Origin of the sequence: Candidatus Tokpelaia sp., assembly GCF_008636115.1 — a bacterium.
Classification (GTDB): domain Bacteria; phylum Pseudomonadota; class Alphaproteobacteria; order Rhizobiales; family Rhizobiaceae; genus QLZD01.
The window spans coordinates 1-19,132 of the sequence record NZ_QLZD01000015.1; the positions used below are offsets into that span (position 1 = coordinate 1).

A 19,132-nucleotide genomic window follows, 5' to 3' on the forward strand; every position below is an offset into this window, starting at 1 on the left:
AATTTCCCCACGCGGATTTCGTTTCAGGTAACGAGCAAAATAGACAGCCGCACAATTTTGGGCGAGCAAGGGGCAGAGCAATTACTGGGGCAAGGCGATATGCTTTATATGGAAGGCGGCGGTCGCATTAAACGCGTCCATGGGCCTTTTGTCGGCGATACGGAAGTGGAACGCATTGTCGCTCATCTGAAAAAACAGGGAGCGCCGGAATATTTAAGCGCCGTAATGGAAGATGAGGACGAAGCCGCTGATACAGCCGGCCTTGAGGCCGGCAGCCCGCCGGATTCCAATGATCCCTACGATAAGGCCGTTGATATTGTCTTGCGCGATCGCAAGGCCTCTACCTCTTATATTCAGCGCCGGCTGGGTATTGGCTATAATCGCGCCGCCACTATTATTGAACGCATGGAGGAAGAAGGCGTTATCAGCGCTGCCAATCATGCCGGCAAACGCGAAATTCTGGTGCCGGAGCGCGAGGCCTCTTGAGCAAGACCTCTTAAGGCAGATAATCGGAACAGGGTTTAAAAAAGCCCTGTAAAAGCAGGCATTGCGCGCATTACAGACAATGCTCCGATATTCTGTAATGCAGCCTATATTCCGGGGCGCACTCTCTATTGAATTACTCCGGCAAATTTCACAAAAATCTATTATAAAAATCAATTAACATATATTGCAAATAATAATAGCTGCGGACTTATTCAGAGGGAGTATAATCGCCCCAAAGGGAGATTTGCCAAGGGTCTGTTCTCTTGTAAAGGAATTCGGTTCTCCTACTAATGATTCTCACCCTTCTATGCCCCTTACGATATAAAAAGCGCTGGGCACTTATTGAACAGTCCACACCGAAGGGAGGCTCCACGTATCAGGATCGTCCCAAGCTTCGGGGTAGGAGGAACTTTCAGGATTCGCCAGACCATATTCATAAAGAATAGGATATTCAAGATAAATAAGACGCCGCAGCATCTCATACCAATCGTAAAGCGGAATGTGATAAATAGCCATTCCGCTCTCTGTTGCTGTTTTTTCTATTTGCGCGCCAAGCTGGCGCAAAGTGAATTGCAAAAAATCGCCGGCATTTCCGGCAGGAAGCCAAGAGCGATTGGCAAAGAATTTTTGCCCCGCATTTTCGGGAACCTGTAGCTCAAACACGCCTTGCAACGGCAGCACACAGCGTTCATAAGTGGGAACGGACTGTATCACTTTGCCATTTTGCCACTTTTTTATGTCTATATCTATGCTCCACGCTGCGGCATTGCGTCGGTCTTCTTCCCAGCCGCTATTCCAACTCCGTGGCGTTGCCATATAATATTTGAAAAATCCTCGCAGCGCCATCAATTCCCAGACTAGCATGCCACTCTCATGTTTTTCCAGAAAACGCAAATCTACTATACCCGGAACCCAATTTTCCCGAAGCGGTTTGCGCCAAGGCTGTTTTACCAGCAGACGGTGCTGATGATAATACCCATCATAACCATCTTCCCAATTATCAAAGTCAAACGCGGGATCAAATTCAGACATAGGCGGAGTTTTCTCTTTACATTTTTGCGCCTTTAGTATGCGGCATAATGAAGTGCAAGACAAGATAGCAAGACACATGGCAGAAAATGTGACCTTTAACTCTATGCCGCAGCCGCCTTGGCAGCAACGGCATAGGGCTGCCCGAACCGGGGTTGGGTAGGCGGGGCGCGCCAACAGGAAAATAGCGCGTGGGGTGGTTATGCAGACAATGGCCAAGAAAGAAAGGATATGAAGGCTTTCGGCCCCCTCAGGAGAGAGACACCCATGCGTTTGGCGGTGTGCCAAAACATTGTCTTAAGCCTGAATATGTGCGGGTAAAACACGTATCAGGAGAAAAGAAAAAAGACGAAACCTGAAAGGCTTTGAAAAAAGCCATAGACCATACTAGAAAACCGAAGAGAGTTGCCTGATGCCCGCACGGCAGAAAATGGCTGACCAAAGAAAAAATTTAACCGGTGGGCATTGGCTCTATCATGGTGATGCGCGCTACTTTGCACGCAATAAGAGGGATTGGCTAAAGAACGTGGCACAGACATTAGAGGAGATACTCAGTAAGGGCGCGATAAAGAACGTGGAGGAGCATGGCCTAGTCCCCGCGCTAAGCAGGGATATCGCCCTTATGATGGATACCCTGTTAGAGAGTAAGGATAGCAAGAATGAACATAGGATCCGCCCACTATTATTGAAGGCTGTCGAAGAATTGGAAAAGAAAGGGGCTATATCACCAACTCAAAGAGAGGCGATTGAAGGCAGTTTGCGCTATGGTGAGCTGTCACCTGAGCCGGATTACAGCAAATTTTCACAGTTTTTTAGGGATTTTGCCAATGGAAAGTTTAACGAAGAGCGCCACTGCCTGATACGCGCGCTGGCGGAAGAAAAGATGCGATTGAAAAAGCCACCGGCGAAATAGGAAAATTTTGGCTACTCAGCGAGAATGAATCTATCTTATATAAACCCGCCTTATATATTAATAATGAGTATAGCAGCCGGGGTTGGCAGCTTTGGTGTTCTTGATATCGTCTATTTCAAGCAAGCGGGTTTGAGCCTTGCCGCTATCGGGCTTATGATGCTTTGCTTTAATAGTGCCGTTACAGTCGCAGAATTGCCTTTTGCTTTATTATTTGACAGACACTCGACTAAACTCTCTTTATATATTGGTTTTAGTATCAGAATATGTGCCTTTATATTATTCGCTTTGAATTGGGGCTTTTCCTTTCTGTTACTGGCGCAAGCTTTGGCCGGTATAGCAACTGCCGCCGCCAGCGGCACGACAACAGCGCTTGTTCTGAATGAGGTCAAAGAACAAAGCTATAAAAATATGAGTATCGAAAAAGTAAGCTTACGCTTTTTTCGAGTGTAGGCTCTCTAATTGGTGCAAGCCTCGGCATCGCAATATTCCAATATTATCCTGCAGCAATTTGGTGGTTAGCTTGTGTGTTTTTTACCTTTTCAATAAGCTTAGTGTATTTTTTCCAAGATAAACCTGCGGAAGCTTATGGTATCCCCATAAAAACACTTTTTCGTAATTGGTTGAGAATATTTAAATTCCGTAACACATATCTCCTGATAATCTCTAATGCTTGCGCCATTGGTTCGTTTATGCTCCGGCAGTTGAAATTTCAACATATATCCAACGGTTTTGTTATCATAGGGTTTTATATTATAACAATTTCCTCAAGTGTGGCGGAAAATTATTTCCGCACCTTAAACTTGGCGGCAGTGCTATAAAATATACTGTTCTGTTTAATATTATTGCTGTTTTATGCTTCGCCTTTGCGGACAGCATTATCATAATGCCGCTAAGTTTTGTTTTCTGCGTTATTGCCCATATCCTCTTAAATATTCAACTGGAGGGGTTGTTTCACGCTTCTGTTGAAAATACAATCAGAGCAAGCGCCGGCTTATTTATATCTTTGGCGGATTCTGTCCTTGTCGCTGTTTCCGCTCCGATAATCGGCTCAGGCGCGGTGATAGCAATTTCCGCCTCACTCTATATTATGCTCATTGCCGCTCTGCAAGGCGCGCAAGGCAGCACAAAATGTATAAATAATGGACAAAAATCATGCCAAACTGCCCCAATAGAGAAGGCATTATCACCTGTTGGCTGAAAGAAAACCAAAGACAAACAGACTGTATTCTTTTATCCGGCTGAAAAATTTTCTGCCGGTCGCCTTTACAGTGAGAGGAAAGTTAATGCTTTGCTCAATCCCTGTCATAATTTTGGCGATTGGGCCTTATTGCGCCGGGAGCTTTTGCAAAAGGCTTTCCGGCGAGAGACGCCGCCAAGGGCCCTTATTGGCAAGCCGAATCTGCCGGCCCGGGCCAGGATTGGGCGCGCAGATTATGCCTCTATGCCCGGCAATAAGGGTTTTCCGCTATAGCGCCTTGTTTTTGCCCAGGCTTTCGGCATAATGGGGGCTGTTGCCGTTTCCAAAGCAGCGCGTAATGAAAGCAGCCTATGCACTTTACCTTTTTGTCCAAAACAGCTTTGCCTCCCATAGTGCTTGCTGCTGCCATAATGCTGTTTGGCGCTGCTTTGCCCCCGGCAGGTTGGGCTGAATCATTTTCGCTTACCCAGATGGGAGCACAAAGCCAGGGGGAAGATAATGCCCCTGCCCCCTATAGCCCGCCGCTTGATGTGCCGGTGCCGCAGCCCAAATTCACATCAGACGGGTCGGCAGACAGTGCCGCGCCAGGCACTCTTGCGCCTGATACAGGCGCCCCGCTGCCGGGTGAGCAAAGCGGTTTGCCCCCTGCCCCGGCCGGTAAAAGCGCCGGTGAGACAAAAATCGGCCTGGAGCAAGCGCAAAAACTGGCACAGATTCTGGCCGATAAATTTTCGCAAATCCGGGTAATGATGGGCGAATTTGTGCAATTTGACCCGCGCGGCGGCATGACAACCGGCATGTTTTATCTTGAACGCCCGGGCAGAATTTTGTTTGATTATAAAGATTCGCCGCTGCGTGTTATTTGTGACGGTGAGGTTATTGCCGTCAATAATCGCAAATTGCGCAGTTGGAGCCTGTATGAATTAGGCAAATCGCCGCTAAATTTGCTGCTGGCCGATAAAATCAATATTGCCAATGGCCGTTTGCTGGAATTTACTCAGGAAGCAAATGCCGTTACTCTGGTTTTGGGCGATACCACCAATCGCGCCAAAATCCGCATGATTTTTGATGCCCGGACTTATGATCTGAAACAATGGACAATGACTGAAAACGGCCAGGACACAACCATTCAGATACTGAATACCAAGACGGATATAGAATTTACCGATAATATGTTCAATATTGATTATTATCGTTTCCCCGAACGCTATAAAAAATAGACAATTTTGGTTATATATATTAGAATATCAAATTTATATGATTTTTGATACGCTAGAGAGTTAGAATATCAATTTTGATACTCTAAAGTATTAGAATATCAATTTTGTATGATTTCTGATATACAGAATCTGAAATTTAGGCTATTTTTGCTACGATTTCTTCTTGTAATGATAAATGTGGGGATAAAAATGCAAAATTTGGATCTTAGTAATGCGGTAAATTATCATTACAACAAATTTCCCCCGCAAGAATTAAATTATAAAATTATATCCAAAATCCTGGCGGCCGCTGCAGCTAAACTCGGCCGCTATGATCAAGTGCTTAAAAATATGCGCAATGACCGCCTCATGCTTGCCCCGATGCGCGATCGGGAGGCTGTTATCTCCTCAAAAATTGAAGGCACAATCAGCACGATTGATGATGTATTAGTATATCGCGCCAATCAGGAAAGTGAGCAAAAAGCCGATGCCACGCTCCCCCAGGATGTGCAGGAAGTGAGTCTTTATGCCGAAGCAATGGAATTGGCACAAAAAAGCCTGGAAGAAGGCAGACCGTTTTCTGCGTCTTTATTAAAAAACATTCATGCAAAACTGCTGTCACATGGGCGAGGGAAAGATAAAGATCCCGGCAGTTTTAAAACGGAACAAAATTATGTCGGCAGCTATCCTGTTGTCTCTTTTATCCCGATAAGGGCCGAAAGTTTACGCAGCGGGATAGAAAATCTGTTTAACTATATTGAGTATGATGAAAATGACGGGCTGATAAAAACCGCCATTGCCCATGTAGAATTTGAATCGCTGCACCCGTTTAAAGATGGTAATGGCCGCATAGGGCGCATGCTGATACCGCTTATATTATGGAAATTCGGTATTATCTCCTCACCCTATTTTTATATAAGCGACTATTTTGAGCAAAATAAAAATACCTATATTCGCCTGATGCGTGAAGTTTCGCAAAATAATATGTGGACAGAATGGGTTGTTTTTTTTCTTAAAGGGATAGAGATACAAGCAGCGCAAAATTTAGAAAAAGTAGAAGAAATTCATAGCCTTTATAATAGGTTACTGGAAAAATTCTCCGAATTGCCAAATTCACGATATGCTAAAAAGGCTTTGGATTTTCTCTTTACACGTCCTATTTTTGACAATAATATTTTTACGAATGAGCAGAAATCCGGGATTCCCAAGCAAACAGCAGCGCGCTACAGCCAGAGCCTCTATGAAAAAGGTTTTCTGAAAATCGTAAGAGAAGGTTCAGGCCCCGTCCCGGCCCGCTACAGTTTTGAGCCGCTCATGCAGATTTTGCGGGTTTAAATACTGGCTGCCTCAAACCCGGCACCGCAAGCGGCTTTATTCCCTCAACAGCGGCAATTTGGCCAAATCTTGTGCCAGTTTTAGCGTATTCCACGGCAAATATTCAGTAACGGCCAGCCCGACAATATCAAATTCCTGCGCTGCCGCCTGCAACACGGCCTGGATTTGCTCCATATACATACGCCCTTTGGCAATGCCGGCAAAAGCGCCTTTCGGCGCTTCCGGGTTGCGAAAATAGAGGAAATCATAAAGCCCCGGGTCAAGCACATCTAAATCAAAATGCACGGCAATATGCTTTTTGCCGCAGGCGCGCAGCCAGTCAATTACCGGAGCGATTGAAGCAGCCAGATCTTCCGGCGCAAAATGGGCAATGCCGCGGCTTTTGATAAAAGCCGTCTCAAACGGCGTTGTTTCTGTCAATCCTATATAAAGGATATTTTCCGCGCGCACCGGCTCAGGCACAGCGGCAACAAATTTCGCATCACCCTCCCCCATTAGTAGCGCCAGCACATGGGCATGCGCATGGGGAAACATGCTTTTATCCATAATATCAGGGTGGGCATCAATCCACAGCACCGCCAAATCATTGGCATAGCGGGCATTAAGCCAGGCTATCGGCGCCAGATCAACCAGACAATCGCCGCCCAAAGTCACGATAGCCCGCGGCCGGTGGCGCGCTATTGCCGCCTGCGCCTGCCTTAAAATTTCCAGCAAAGCTGTGCGGGCAACAATGCCTTCTTTCACCCGGCTCTCTGCCGCACCCGGCGGCGGCACGGCAATATGCTCTACCGCGCCTTGCGTTTCCGGCACCAGAGCCGCCAGCACTTTACCGCCAAGGTAATAGCCGGGCATATTGCCGCCTTGCCATTGCGGTATCAGCAAGCGCAACACCCCGTCAGAAGCAGGCATAACATATTTCCTTAAATTTACCGCTAATCAGCCTTTATCAGTCAAAAACGACAAAATTACTGACGACATAAATATTCAGCAAATCCAGGCAGAACATAGTGGTACGAAAGGCAATTACTGTAAATAACAAAGCCAGCGGAAAATAATACCAGTAATGACGGGCGGAAAAACTTGTCAGCCCGCGCACCGCGCGGCGAATAGCGCCGTAAGCCAGGCCGCCGGAGACAAATAATATCACAAACCCGCAAATAAAAACCAGTAAGTCACCCATATATCACCTTTATCGTTTCTTGCTTTAGCAGAATGGCGCCCTGCTTTGTGCACAGGCCTGATTCTCCTTTAAGCTCCGGCCCATTTTCCGTCAAGTTTTATTTATCATCTATAGCTGCCTCTTGCTTATGCCGGCGTGATTTGCCTCAGTTTACACCGGCCGCCCTTTGGCGCGGGCAAAGAGCTTGAAACTGGCCAGCAGCATAAAAACCGCCAGGCATAAAAAAGCCGAGGAAGTAGGAAACAGGCCGTTTATACCGCTATGGTCAAATATTGCCCCGCCCAGCGCCGCACCGGTCATAATAGAGAGCTGAATGGCCGCCACCTGCAAACCGCCGGCTATTTCCGCTCTCTCCGGCATTGTGCGAATAATCCAGCTCGACCAGCCTACATTGGCCAGGCCAAAAAAGCCGGCCCACAGCATGGCAAAACTAATATCGGCGGCAGGATTCCGCCCGCCAAGCCACAGGAGCCAGGGCACACAGAGCAGGATAATATGGCTTAGCAGCAGAGCCTGCCGCAAAAAGCGCGTCAAAATAAAACCGGCAATAAAAGTGCCGAAACAATTTGCCAGGCTGAAAGCCAGTAAAGCAAAACTCAGGCTGCCGCCGGAAAGACCCAGCCGCTGCTCAAAAAACGGGCGCATATAGGTAAACAGCACATAATAGCCGGCAAAGCTGCACATGGTTGCCGCCAGCCCCAACAGCGCCCAGCGCGTGCGCAACAGCCCGAGCTGATCGGCAAAACTGCTTTTACTACCCCGGGCGGGCATGGAAGGCAAAACCTTATACTGGCAGATAAAAGCAAGAGCGGCCCAAAGGCAGGAAACGGCAAAAACCCCGCGCCAGCCGATAAACTGGCCAATATAGCTGGCCAGCGGCACCGCCAGAATATAAGCAGCGGAAACGCCGGCAAAAACCAGGCCCAGCGCCTTGGCCGCTTTACGCGGCTCAGCCAGCCGCAAAACAGTCGCCGCCGCCAGCGACCAGAAGCCGCCGACACAAAGGCCCAGCCCACAGCGCCCCAAAATCAGCACAAAAAGATTGGACGCAAGCGCTGTCATTACATTGGACACAATCAATAAAGCTGAAAAAAGCAGCAGAATAAAACGGCGATCTGCTTTTTGCGTCAACGGCGCAACCAATAATGAGGCGGCAACGGCAAACAGGCCGACAGCGGTGATTGTCTGCCCGGCCATGCCTTCGCTGATACCCAGATCCGCCGCCATGGGTGTCAGCAGGCTTATGGGCAGAAATTCCGAGCCGACAAGCCCGGTCACCGCCAAAAACAAGGAAAAAATCGCCAGCCAACGGGTTTCCTGCACAGTTTTCACTGCTTCACCTTCTGCCATATTTATTGCTTTCCCTTTTCTATAAAGACCGATTGCTATTTTGCTCAGCTTATTACGGCAAATAAAACGCTATTAAAACAGGGCAGAGCAGAAAATCTGCTCTGCCCTGCCCTTAGTTTTTTGCGCGCGCCGCCGGAAGTTTCCTCACGGGCGCCGCCACAGGCTAGCCTGTCCAGCCACGCCGGCGGCACGTTTTCTTTTATAGCACCCGCCGCCCGCCATTTTCTCGCGGGTGCGCCCCACCAACCACACCCGCCGCGCGCTATTGCAGATTTTGGCGGAAGAAATCGGTCAATTTGGCAAAGGGAATCAGATCCACCCGGTCATAAAGGTCAACATGGCCGGCGCCTTTTACCCAATACAGCTCTTTCGGTTCACCGGCCTGGGCATAGGCTTTTTCACTGAATTCGCGCGAATGCGCCTGATCGCCGCTGATAAACAGCATGGGTCGCGGCGCAATAGTGGCAATGTCGTTAAACGGATAAAAATTCATAAATTTGACATTGCTGCTTAAAGTCGGGTGGGTTGTTGTTGCCGCATTACCGCCTTTGGGAGTAAATTCGCCGCGTTTGGTGCGGTAAAAATCATAAAATTCGCGCTGTATCGGCGGTGTATCCGCCGTTAATTCGTGCACTGTGCCGCCGGTATAGGCGGTTTTGCCGCCGCTAAATTCGACATAGCGCTGCTCGGCCGCCGCGGCGATAATTTTCTGCCGCTCTTCCAGACTCAGAGAATCGTTCAACCCATGGCGATTGGCGTCCCCCATATCATACATACTGACGGTGGCAATAGCGCGCAGGCGCGGGTCAATTTTGGCCGCGGCAATGACAAAGCTGCCGCTGCCGCAAATACCCAGCACGCCGATACGCTGCCGGTCAATAAAAGGGCGCGTGCCCAGATAATCAGCCGCGGCGCTAAAATCCTCGGCATACATGTCCGGCAACACAGCATTGCGCGGCCGGCCTTCGCTCTCACCCCAGAAAGACAGGTCAATCGCCAGGGTTACAAAGCCTTGTTCCGCCAGTTTTTGCGCATAAAGATCAGAGCTTTGCTCTTTTACCGCCCCCATTGGGTGGCCGACAATAATGGCCGGGCTTTTTAGTCCGGGTTTCAGCCCTTTGGGGATAAATAAATTGCCGACAACCGTCATTTTATACTGGTTGTTAAAGCTCACCCTTTGGCTCTCCACTGTGCTGCTTTGATAAAAATTATCGGCGCCGTGTGACATATCCTGTGCCTTTGCTGCTATAATGTTTGAAAAAGCGGCGGCCATTATCACTGCCGCCATTGTCCCCGATTTCATCATAATCCTTCTCCTTATGCTTTTCTGCCAACTGCCAAATCTTTAACTCCCTGTCCTGCTTACCAGGCATAGGCTTCCGGCGCCTCACCTCCCGGCCCGGGCCAGATAGTGTCGAGCTTTGCCAGAATTTCTGCCGGTAAAGCAATATCCGGCGCGCGCAGAGTTTCTAATAATTGCGCTTTAGTGCGCACACCAAGTATCGGCGCCGTCACGGCAGGATTATGCAATAACCAGGCCAGAGCAATATTGGCCGGCTGTTCGTCCATTTCACGGCACAAGGCCTCATAAGCCTCAATTTGCGGCCGATATTTTGCTATCCTGTCGGCCTGTGCGGCACGGCGTTTGCCAACCGATTTTGCTAAAACTCCGCCGAGCAAACCGCCACCCAGCGGGCTCCACGGCAAAACACCCAAACCGTGATAGCGGCAGGCCGGCAGCACTTCCAGCTCAACCATTCTGGCGTTCAGATTATAAAGGCTCTGTTCCGATACCAGGCCGAGCATATGGCGCGCCGCGGCGGCGCCCTGCGCCGTGGCCAACTGCCATGCGGCAAAATTACTGCTGCCAATATAGCTGATTTTGCCCTGCCAAATCAGCACTTCCATAGCCTGCCAGATTTCCTCCCACGGCGTCAGGCGGTCAATATGGTGCATTTGATAAATATCAATATGGTCGGTTTTCAGCCGCCGCAAGCTGGCCTCGCAAGCGCGGCGAATGTGATAAGCCGACAAATACCGGTCATTTGGCCCATAATCCATCGGCTGGTAAAGCTTGGTTGCCAGCACAATTTTGTCGCGGCGGGCACCTTGCGCCAACCAGCGGCCAATAATTTCCTCCGACAAGCCATAACCTTTCGCCATATCCGGCCGTTGCGGCCCGCCATAAACATCGGCCGTATCAAAAAAATTGATACCGGCTTCCATTGCCATATCCATAATTTCATACGCTGCCGCTTCCTCGGTCGCATCGCCGAAATTCATTGTCCCCAGCGCCAGACGGCTGACTTTAAGGCCGCTGCGGCCTAATTGCGTATAATGCATGATGGCTTCCCTTTTCTGCTCCTGCCTGTTTACCACCGGGCTATCAGGCCTCATAAGCGGCGACCGGCGCTGTTTACCGGCGTTCAATCTTGCACAGCGGCAGAAAAATGATAAGCTACTGAATAATAAATAGACTTATCAACTATACTAATGAATTATGCTTTAAGGACAAATGCAATGGCGCGAACCAATTTTAACGATATTCAGGCTTTTATCGCTGTGGCGCGCGATGGCAGCTTTACCCGCGCCGCCGCCCGCCTGGGGGTAACGCAATCAGCCTTAAGCCAGACCGTGGCCAATCTTGAGGCGCGGCTCAAAATCCGCCTTTTGGCGCGCACCACCCGCAGCGTAGCGCCAACCGCGGCGGGCGAACACCTGCTCACCCGGCTGGAGAGCCATTTTACTGCCATTGAAGAAGAGCTGGATAAAGCCGCCGCAATGCAGGAAAAGCCAGCCGGCACAGTGCGCATAAGCTGCGGTGATTTTGCCTTAAGCACCATATTACTGCCGAAACTTGCCCCGCTGCTACGGCACTATCCGGATATAAAGCTGGAATTTAATGTTAATTACGGCTTTGTTGATATTGTCGCCGAGCGCTATGATGCCGGCATTCGCTTTGGCGAAACGATTGATAAAGATATGATTGCCCTGCCCATAGGCGGGGCGGTGCGCATGGCGGCGGCGGCCACGCCGGCCTATTTTGCCCAATATCCCATACCGCGCCAGCCGCAGGATCTAACCCGGCATAATTGTATCAATATGCGTTTCCCCACTTATGGCGGCCTGTATATATGGGAATTTGAGCGCCACAAGCGCATAATAAAAATCAGGGTTGACGGCCAGATGATTTGCAATACTTCGCCGCATATTGTTGAAGCGGCGCTCTCCGGCCTTGGCCTGGCTTATTTGCCGGAAGAAGAATTTGCCCCCCATATTACTGAAGGGCGGCTGGTGCGTGTGCTGGAAGACTGGTGCCCGCCTTTTGCCGGCTATCATATTTATTATCCCAGCCGCCGCCAGCCTTCCCCGACTTTTGCCCTGGTGTTGAAAGCCTTGCAGGCCAAAATCCGCCTCGCCGCCGATGATAAGCAGCAGGCGTAAAAAGAACTGACCCGGCGTCCGCTTGCCAGCCAAGGCCAAGGCCGCAGCACCCGGCTCATCGGAAAGCCGCCCCTCTGCCTCAGGCCTTAACGCAGCAAAGCGGCATGATGGGCGATATGGTCGGCAATAAAGCTCTGGATAAAATAATAGCTGTGATCATAGCCCGGCTGCATGCGCAGGCGCAGCTTTTGCCCGGCGGAGCGGCAGGCGGCGGCAAACAGCTCCGGCCGCAACTCTTTAGCCAGAAAAGGATCAGCCTCGCCCTGATCAATCAGAATTTCAGCATAATCGGCGCGGCCGCCGGCTTTGGCTGCTGCCGCCATTAAAGCGCAGGCATCATGCTGCGCCCATGCGGCTTTATTTTCCCCCAAATAGGCAGTAAAAGCCTTTTGCCCCCATGGCGTTTGAGCCGGAGCCACAATCGGCGCAAAGGCAGAAGCAGAGCGATAGAGCTGCGGATACTTCAGATACAGTGTCAGCGCTCCATGCCCGCCCATGGAATGCCCCATTATGCCCTGCTTCTCCGCTATTATCGGCAAATGGCGGCCGATCAGTGCCGGCAGCTCAGCGGCAATATAGCTTTCCATTTGGTAATGCTGTGCCCATGGTTGCTGCACCGCATTAAGGTAAAAGCCGGCACCCTGCCCTAAATCATAGGCTGCATCATCAGCAATCTGCGCCCCGCGCGGTGAAGTATCCAGCGCAATAAGCGCCAGCCCTGAGCGCGCCGCCGCACCATAAGCGCCGGCTTTAATGGTGAAATTTTCATAGGTGCAGGTCAGCCCGGCGAGAAAGGTTACCACCGGCACTTTGCCCTTTTGCGCCTGCGGCGGCAAAAAGGCGGAAAAGCGCATAACACAGCCCAAAACCGCGCTGTCATGCTCATAAATATGCAGGCGGCCGCCAAAGCAGCCATGCTGTTCTACCAGCCGCATAGCCTCTCCCTTTTTCAATACAGCTAAAAGCCGTATAATAACGGCACAGATAATAAGTTTTTTTTATTTTCACAGCAATCCGAACTTTCTGTGAAGCTCTTCACGCATCTCTTTCTGCGCGACTCTTGCAATCACCCTGTCTTTATGCCTGGTTAATGCACCGCGCTCAGCAAGGCCGGGCAAATACTCATAGCGCTCATAATCACGGCCGGTTTGCCCCGCAGCCTATTGCTTATCAATTTCTGCCTTTTTCTCTGTTTGTTTCTTTTCTTCTGTAATTTTTGCTCTTTCTTCTAATGTTTGTCGGCCGCAACACCACAAATAGCAAGACGCGCCGGCGACAAATGCAGCCCCCAATATATAAAAACCAGTCCGGCGGCATCTCTATTATTTTTTTAATCTTCCTTTTAGTAAAAATTCTCCAAAAATCACAATCTCTGCCGGTAATTAACTATACAGCACCACACTGCGGATAGATTTGCCTTCACGCATGAGGGCAAAAGCGGTGTTGATCTGCTCCAGCGGCATAGTATGAGTGACCAGATCATCAATATTCAGCTTGCCCTGCATATACCAGTCAACAATTTTCGGCACATCAGTACGGCCGCGGGCACCGCCAAAGGCCGAACCGCGCCAGACCCGCCCGGTCACCAGTTGGAACGGCCGGGTAGAAATTTCCTTCCCCGCCCCGGCCACGCCGATAATCACGCTCTCGCCCCAGCCTTTATGGCAGCATTCCAGCGCCTGACGCATGGTTTGCACATTGCCGATACATTCAAACGAATAATCCACCCCGCCGCCGGTTAAATCCTGTATCGCTTCCACCACATTTTTCGGTGCCGGGCCACTGCCGGGCGACATTCCTGCTTGCGAATCGCCGCCTCCCAACCACGATTCGCGGGCACCGATTTCCGCCGGGTTGATAAAATGCGTCATGCCGAATTTTGTCGCCATAGCCGCTCTATTATTATTCAGATCGACGCCGATAATTTTATCGGCCCCGACCATGCGCGCCGCCTGAATAACATTCAGGCCAATATTGCCCAGGCCAAAAACGGCAATATTGGAACCCGGCTCAATTTTGGCATCAAATATCACCGCGCCGACCCCGGTAGTCACGCCGCAGCCAATAGTGCAGACTTTGTCAAAAGGCGCGTCCGGGCGGATTTTCGCCACCGCAATTTCCGGCAAAACAGTAAAATTGGCAAAAGTGGACGTGCCCATATAATGCAGCACCGGCTGGCCGTTTAAGGAAAAGCGGCTGGTGCCGTCCGGCATTAAGCCCTGCCCCTGTGTCTCGCGAATGGCGCCGCATAAATTCGTCTTCGGGTGCAGACAATATTCGCATTCGCGGCATTCCGGCGTATAAAGCGGAATAACATGATCCCCCGGTTTGACAGTTTTGACCCCGGCGCCGACTGCGCGCACAATGCCGGCGCCTTCATGCCCCAAAATCACCGGGAAAGCGCCCTCAGGATCATCACCGGAAAGGGTGAAAGCATCGGTATGGCAAACACCGGTAGCGATAATTTCCACCAGCACTTCACCCGCTTTCGGCCCGGTCAGATCCACCATTTCAATCGAGAGAGGCGCCCCCGCTTTAAAAGCCACTGCCGCGCGTGTTTTCATAGATTTCTGCCTCTTCCTGTAAAGCTGCTCCCCGGCGCAAATTAGCATGACTGCTATAGTGAGGCAAGCGCCCGCCGCCTTATTGCCTTGCCCGGCCGCCGGCGCGCAAACCGGCTTCAGCAAGGGGCGCGTTATTGGGCAAAAATGCCATAATATTATTTATTAAATAATATAAATATCTTATTGAATATATTTATATTTCGTCTATAGCAAAAACGGCGGCAGGGCATAAAAGCCGGCAACGCCGATTACAGCGTTTTATCATTCTCTGAGCCGTAAAACTTCTCTCCCAAATGCACCGGCTCCCGCCCCTGTGCGCGGCGATGCGCATTGGTATCGCGCAGGGAATAGGCGCAACCGCAATATTCCTGCTGGTAAAATTGTTCTCTTTTGCTGATTTCAATCATGCGCGCCGCGCCGCCGCCTTTGCGCCAGTTAAAATCCCAATAGATCAGCCCGTCATAAGGCGCCGCTGCCCGGCGGCCGCAATCATTGATTTGCGCCATATTCTTCCAGCGGGAAATGCCGAGTGAGCTGGTCATTACCGGGAAGCCGTGCTCATGCGCATAAAGCGCTGTGCGCTCAAAGCGCATATCAAAGCACATAGTGCAGCGCGCCCCGCGCTCCGGCTCCCATTCCAGCCCTTTGGCACGGGCAAACCAGTTTTCCAGATCATAATCAGCATCAATAAACGGCACATTATGCTTATGGGCAAAGCGGATATTTTCTTCCTTGCGCAGCAAATATTCCTTTTTCGGGTGAATATTGGGATTATAAAAGAAAATTGTATAATCTATCCCCGAGGCGCTCAAAGCTTCCATCACTTCACCGGAACACGGGGCGCAACAGGAATGCAGCAAAACTTTACCGCCGGCGGCAGGCGGGGTTAAAACCGGGCGCATTATCTCTTTCCTTATTTTCTGGAAGGCTGTCAAACACTTATGAAAGCACTCCCTTTGGGCAGCTCAGCCATAGGCTATTCTTGTGGCAAAAACAAGCCGCTTAATTCTCCCGCCAGGCAGTGCATATATTTTACCGGCGGCCGGCAGCCACCCGCTTTTGCCGGCTTTCCTGCACCATAACAATCAGCAGCAGGATAATCGCCAGCACACTGCCGCCAATAAGCAGATAAAAAGCGCCGTCCCAGCCAAACTTATCGACCAGATAGCCAATAGCAATATTAGCAATGACGGAACCGCCCAAATAGCCGAACAGCCCGGTAAAACCGGCCGCCGTGCCGGCTGCCTTTTTCGGCGCCAGCTCCAGCGCATGCAGGCCGATAAGCATAACCGGGCCGTAAATCAAAAAGCCGATAAAAATCATGCAGAGCATATCAATGCCCGGCTTCCCCGCCGGGTTGAGCCAATAAATCACAGTGGCCATGGTCACCAGCGTCATAAAAAATACGCCTGTTGCGCCGCGATTGCCCTTAAAGACTTTATCCGACATAGCGCCGCAAAGCAAAGTGCCGGGAATGCCGGCATATTCATAAAAGAAATAGGCCCAGGAAGATTTGTCCATGGTAAAATGCTTGGCTGCCTGCAAATAAGAAGGCGACCAGTCCAGAATGCCATAGCGCAGCATATAAACAAAAACATTGGCAAAAGCGATAAGCCATAAGAGCTTATTGGGCAGGACAAATTGCAGGAAAATCGCTCGGGCGCTCAGTTCTTTTTCATTTTTATGATTATAATCAGGGGGATAATCGTTTTTATAGTCTTCAATCGGCGGCAGCCCGCAGGATTGCGGCGTATCACGCATGAGAAACCAGACCAAAATCGCCACCAGAATAGCGGCGAAAGCCGGCATATAAAATACGCCTTTCCAGTCATTAAACCACCAGATCGCCAACAGTGCCAGCAAAGGCGGCAGGCCGCCGCCAATATTATGGGCGCAATTCCACACTGCCACCACGCGGCCGCGCTCTTTATGCGACCACCAATGAACAATGCTGCGGCCGCAAGGCGGCCAGCCCATGCCTTGAAACCAGCCGCAAATAAACAGCAGCGCAAACATCACCGCAATGCTGGAAGTTGCCCAGGGGACAAAGCCCATAATCAGCATAATGGCAGCCGAAAGAATGAGGCCGGCCGGCAAAAATACACGCGGATTGGAGCGGTCTGACACCGAACCCATGATAAATTTGGAAAAACCATAGGCAATAGAAATGGCCGATAAAGCAAAACCGAGCTCAAGATTGCTGAAGCCTTGTTTGCTGAGTTCGGGGAAAGCAAGGGCGAAATTTTTGCGGACAAAATAATAGGCGGCATAACCGGCAAAAATGCCGATAAAAATTTGCCAGCGCAAACGGCGATAAAGCGGATCTATCTCCTGCGCCGGCACAGGCGGCTTATGCACCGCCGGCTTAAAAAATTTCAGCATATATATCCCCAAAATCCCAATAAATATAGCTCCTTACCTTTAAGCCCCTCCCGTGGCAAAATGCAACATATTTTGCTATGCCAGGAAAAAATATAGGATACTGATAGGAAAGAATGGGGTTCTTTTAACAATAAAGAGGTATAGCAATGGATAGATATCCCATAAATTCGGGTCATATCGTAAGCATCGGATATGAGAATGGAATCCTCGAAGTGAAGTTCAAAGACGCTCGCATCTATCAATATCGCGGTGTGCCTGAGCATGTATATAGAGAATTAATGCTAGCTTCATCAAAAGGTGCTTATCTTAACAAGTGTATTAAAGGGACATATCCTTCCTCAGAAATAAGGTAATTAACCTAGTCGCCTGTTATTGCATTTTATAACAGCAAGAATAAACAAGAACAACACAGTGTAAATACCGATTTTAAACTATGACATAAGCTTAAACCACGATTTAACGGCCAAATTTAAACGCTCTTGTTCCATTTCGTCTGTCACATTGCAGTGGGCGATAGGCCCGCGTAAAAGATTCAGCTGATTTGTGATCTTGCTCACAGCCGTTTTGGAGGAAAAAATTGGAGCAAAAATATCCCAATTATCCGTTATGAGTTGTGCCAATTCGCCGAAAGTCGTATAATCAATGAGCTCATCAGAGCGCAAAGTAACGCCGTTGTCCAGTTCCTTTTTACGCCGCACTTCGACGGGTTCGTGGATGCGCTTTTTGTCAACACGCTCACTGTCCCACCAGTCAGCCCCGTGGGCCTCTGCCATTGTTTCCCTTACAAGTCTACGTATAGAATTCTCCAAACAATGGAAGACTTCGTAAATTTCTGACATCCGCGCAGCTTCTCGCCGCATATCGGGTTCAAATTGCTCATATTCAGACAATTTGCGATTTTTTTCTTCTTTTTTTAACACTCCAAGCCGAACGCCATATTCATTTTCAATACGACTCATCTCAGATACAATTTGCAGCCCAGACATGCCAAAAGCACGAATAAGCCCGTCGGGTCTTTTAGGCATCATCCTCTTTCAATAAATTTTCTTTTAAGCTTTTAAAAATAGCATTAAAAACCGCCGAATCCGCAGTTGCTGGCAAATTCAGATTAATAGTATAACCGAGCCTCAAATCTATATTAGCAGAAGGCGAAGAAACTGTAGATTTTCTACTCATAAAATCGGACGCCTCTATTCTCTCAGGAACATACATAGACGGCAGAGAATCAATATTTTCTGATTCAAAATTAGCCCCTTTTATTAAGTCTTTCAGGCAGGCAAACGTAAGTTTCACAGGATTGTCATCTTTGGCCAGCCCTGTTTCCTCTACTATAAGCCCTAAAAGTTTGTCATCAGAAAGCTCATGCATAAATTCGTTACGAACATAAAGCGGTGCATAAGCATACCTAACCGCCTCAGCTAAAGCCTGTCCTGAAGTAGAATCATTTCTAAATTTCTTATATAAATTAGTGGGGCTTCCGTCACTTGTTACAAAATTTATTTTCTTAAGGAAGGTGGACATCTGATTACCTGAGCCACCAGGTATTTTCAAAATGGTTTTGACAAAATCTAAACTTACTTTTTCCGGCACTGCAGCAGACTTGATTCCCGCTAATGCTTTTTCGATATTACCATGTGACGTTACATACGGAAGAGACGCCATATCATTTCCCCTTAATTAACACTGCCCCTGACCGTATATGATTCATCCCCAAGATAAAAGTATGTTTTTGCATTCTCTTCTTTTTAATTCGGCACCATATTATGCGGGCACGGTGTGTATTTCACTTTTTTCCTTATCGCGCAGATGTGTTAAAAATTTCAAACCGTTTCACTCTTTAAATCCTGGCAAGAGCGCTGCTGTTTGCTGCCCGAGCCGAAGCAGCGGCGTTTCGGAGCTGTCAAGCTTCAGGCAATAAAAAAGCTTTTTTTTTGCGGGGCTTATATTTATGTGGTCTGATGTCTTTGTGAAGGGGGGAAGAATGCGCAGAGGAGAGTGAGGAGGTGAGAGTTTATGTAATGTATTTGGCAGATCCGGCAGCGCCCTGATCTC

The 19,132-nt window shown here is 49.3% G+C and carries 21 protein-coding genes and 2 pseudogenes; 9 read left to right on the forward strand and 14 right to left on the reverse strand.

Annotated elements, in window-relative coordinates:
• Positions 1-486, forward strand: a 486-nt coding sequence (locus DPQ22_RS01445) for a DNA translocase FtsK (protein ID WP_150212816.1), incomplete at its 5' end; no start/stop codon positions are given.
• 339 nt (positions 487-825) lie between these two features.
• Here DPQ22_RS01445 and DPQ22_RS01450 read toward each other — a convergent pair.
• The gene (locus DPQ22_RS01450; protein WP_150212817.1) at positions 826-1,518 is read right to left on the reverse strand and encodes a hypothetical protein; all 693 of its coding nucleotides are present in this window, start codon (positions 1,516-1,518) and stop codon (positions 826-828) included.
• A 427-nt stretch (positions 1,519-1,945) separates the two neighbouring features.
• On the opposite strand from DPQ22_RS01450, the gene DPQ22_RS01455 reads away from it, so the two are divergent.
• The 6 genes and pseudogenes from DPQ22_RS01455 (at position 1,946) to DPQ22_RS01480 (ending at position 6,160) form a co-directional block, all read left to right on the forward strand.
• The gene (locus DPQ22_RS01455) at positions 1,946-2,428 is read left to right on the forward strand and encodes a hypothetical protein (protein WP_210244004.1); all 483 of its coding nucleotides are present in this window, start codon (positions 1,946-1,948) and stop codon (positions 2,426-2,428) included.
• Between the two features lie 63 nt (positions 2,429-2,491).
• A complete protein-coding gene (locus tag DPQ22_RS01460; RefSeq protein ID WP_150212819.1) occupies positions 2,492-2,878 on the forward strand; it encodes an MFS transporter in 387 nt (128 codons plus the stop codon).
• Positions 2,879-3,311: 433 nt separating this feature from the next.
• Positions 3,312-3,626 (forward strand): hypothetical protein, encoded by a 315-nt coding sequence (locus DPQ22_RS01465; protein WP_150212820.1) that lies wholly within the window; start codon positions 3,312-3,314, stop codon positions 3,624-3,626.
• A 12-nt stretch (positions 3,627-3,638) separates the two neighbouring features.
• Positions 3,639-3,899, forward strand: a pseudogene (locus DPQ22_RS09395) (DUF2087 domain-containing protein); the annotation flags it as partial.
• A 77-nt stretch (positions 3,900-3,976) separates the two neighbouring features.
• Entirely contained in the window at positions 3,977-4,846 is an 870-nt protein-coding gene (locus DPQ22_RS01475) for a LolA family protein (protein WP_150212821.1), read from the forward strand.
• Between the two features lie 189 nt (positions 4,847-5,035).
• Positions 5,036-6,160, forward strand: a complete 1,125-nt coding sequence (locus DPQ22_RS01480) for a Fic family protein (RefSeq protein WP_150212822.1) — start codon at positions 5,036-5,038, stop codon at positions 6,158-6,160.
• A 36-nt stretch (positions 6,161-6,196) separates the two neighbouring features.
• Here the strand turns inward: DPQ22_RS01480 and DPQ22_RS01485 are convergent, their stop codons facing one another.
• From DPQ22_RS01485 to DPQ22_RS01505, 5 genes are all read right to left on the reverse strand, one after another.
• Positions 6,197-7,069, reverse strand: coding sequence for an arginase family protein (locus DPQ22_RS01485; RefSeq protein ID WP_150212823.1), 873 nt, complete (start codon positions 7,067-7,069; stop codon positions 6,197-6,199).
• 37 nt (positions 7,070-7,106) lie between these two features.
• Entirely contained in the window at positions 7,107-7,340 is a 234-nt protein-coding gene (locus tag DPQ22_RS01490) for a hypothetical protein (protein ID WP_150212824.1), read from the reverse strand.
• Between the two features lie 150 nt (positions 7,341-7,490).
• Positions 7,491-8,690 (reverse strand): MFS transporter, encoded by a 1,200-nt coding sequence (locus tag DPQ22_RS01495; RefSeq protein WP_150212825.1) that lies wholly within the window; start codon positions 8,688-8,690, stop codon positions 7,491-7,493.
• 262 nt (positions 8,691-8,952) lie between these two features.
• Positions 8,953-9,996: an alpha/beta hydrolase gene (locus tag DPQ22_RS01500; RefSeq protein WP_210244005.1), complete on the reverse strand. Its 1,044-nt coding sequence runs from the start codon at positions 9,994-9,996 to the stop codon at positions 8,953-8,955.
• Between the two features lie 56 nt (positions 9,997-10,052).
• A complete protein-coding gene (locus tag DPQ22_RS01505; RefSeq protein WP_150212826.1) occupies positions 10,053-11,033 on the reverse strand; it encodes an aldo/keto reductase in 981 nt (326 codons plus the stop codon).
• Between the two features lie 177 nt (positions 11,034-11,210).
• On the opposite strand from DPQ22_RS01505, the gene DPQ22_RS01510 reads away from it, so the two are divergent.
• On the forward strand, positions 11,211-12,134 hold the full coding sequence (locus DPQ22_RS01510; protein WP_150212827.1) for a LysR family transcriptional regulator: 924 nt from the start codon (positions 11,211-11,213) through the stop codon (positions 12,132-12,134).
• 86 nt (positions 12,135-12,220) lie between these two features.
• Here the strand turns inward: DPQ22_RS01510 and fghA are convergent, their stop codons facing one another.
• From fghA to glpT, 5 genes and pseudogenes are all read right to left on the reverse strand, one after another.
• Complete coding sequence (fghA, locus tag DPQ22_RS01515) at positions 12,221-13,069, reverse strand: S-formylglutathione hydrolase (protein ID WP_150212828.1); 849 nt, start codon at positions 13,067-13,069, stop codon at positions 12,221-12,223.
• 447 nt (positions 13,070-13,516) lie between these two features.
• Positions 13,517-14,293: a zinc-binding dehydrogenase gene (locus DPQ22_RS01520; RefSeq protein WP_425305136.1), complete on the reverse strand. Its 777-nt coding sequence runs from the start codon at positions 14,291-14,293 to the stop codon at positions 13,517-13,519.
• Positions 14,294-14,296: 3 nt separating this feature from the next.
• Positions 14,297-14,746: pseudogene (locus tag DPQ22_RS09400) on the reverse strand (alcohol dehydrogenase catalytic domain-containing protein); the annotation flags it as partial.
• Positions 14,747-14,946: 200 nt separating this feature from the next.
• Complete coding sequence (locus tag DPQ22_RS01525) at positions 14,947-15,600, reverse strand: epoxyqueuosine reductase QueH (RefSeq protein ID WP_150212830.1); 654 nt, start codon at positions 15,598-15,600, stop codon at positions 14,947-14,949.
• 130 nt (positions 15,601-15,730) lie between these two features.
• Positions 15,731-17,080 (reverse strand): glycerol-3-phosphate transporter, encoded by a 1,350-nt coding sequence (gene glpT, locus DPQ22_RS01530; protein ID WP_150212831.1) that lies wholly within the window; start codon positions 17,078-17,080, stop codon positions 15,731-15,733.
• A gap of 146 nt (positions 17,081-17,226) precedes the next feature.
• On the opposite strand from glpT, the gene DPQ22_RS01535 reads away from it, so the two are divergent.
• Positions 17,227-17,433, forward strand: a complete 207-nt coding sequence (locus DPQ22_RS01535) for a KTSC domain-containing protein (RefSeq protein ID WP_150212832.1) — start codon at positions 17,227-17,229, stop codon at positions 17,431-17,433.
• A 78-nt stretch (positions 17,434-17,511) separates the two neighbouring features.
• On the opposite strand, the gene DPQ22_RS01540 is transcribed toward DPQ22_RS01535, so the two are convergent.
• From DPQ22_RS01540 to DPQ22_RS09015, 3 genes are all read right to left on the reverse strand, one after another.
• Entirely contained in the window at positions 17,512-18,039 is a 528-nt protein-coding gene (locus DPQ22_RS01540) for a Swt1 family HEPN domain-containing protein (RefSeq protein ID WP_150212833.1), read from the reverse strand.
• A gap of 58 nt (positions 18,040-18,097) precedes the next feature.
• Positions 18,098-18,742 (reverse strand): DUF5343 domain-containing protein, encoded by a 645-nt coding sequence (locus DPQ22_RS01545; RefSeq protein WP_150212834.1) that lies wholly within the window; start codon positions 18,740-18,742, stop codon positions 18,098-18,100.
• A 168-nt stretch (positions 18,743-18,910) separates the two neighbouring features.
• The coding region (locus DPQ22_RS09015) for a hypothetical protein (protein ID WP_210244006.1) at positions 18,911-19,132 on the reverse strand (222 nt) is incomplete at its 5' end.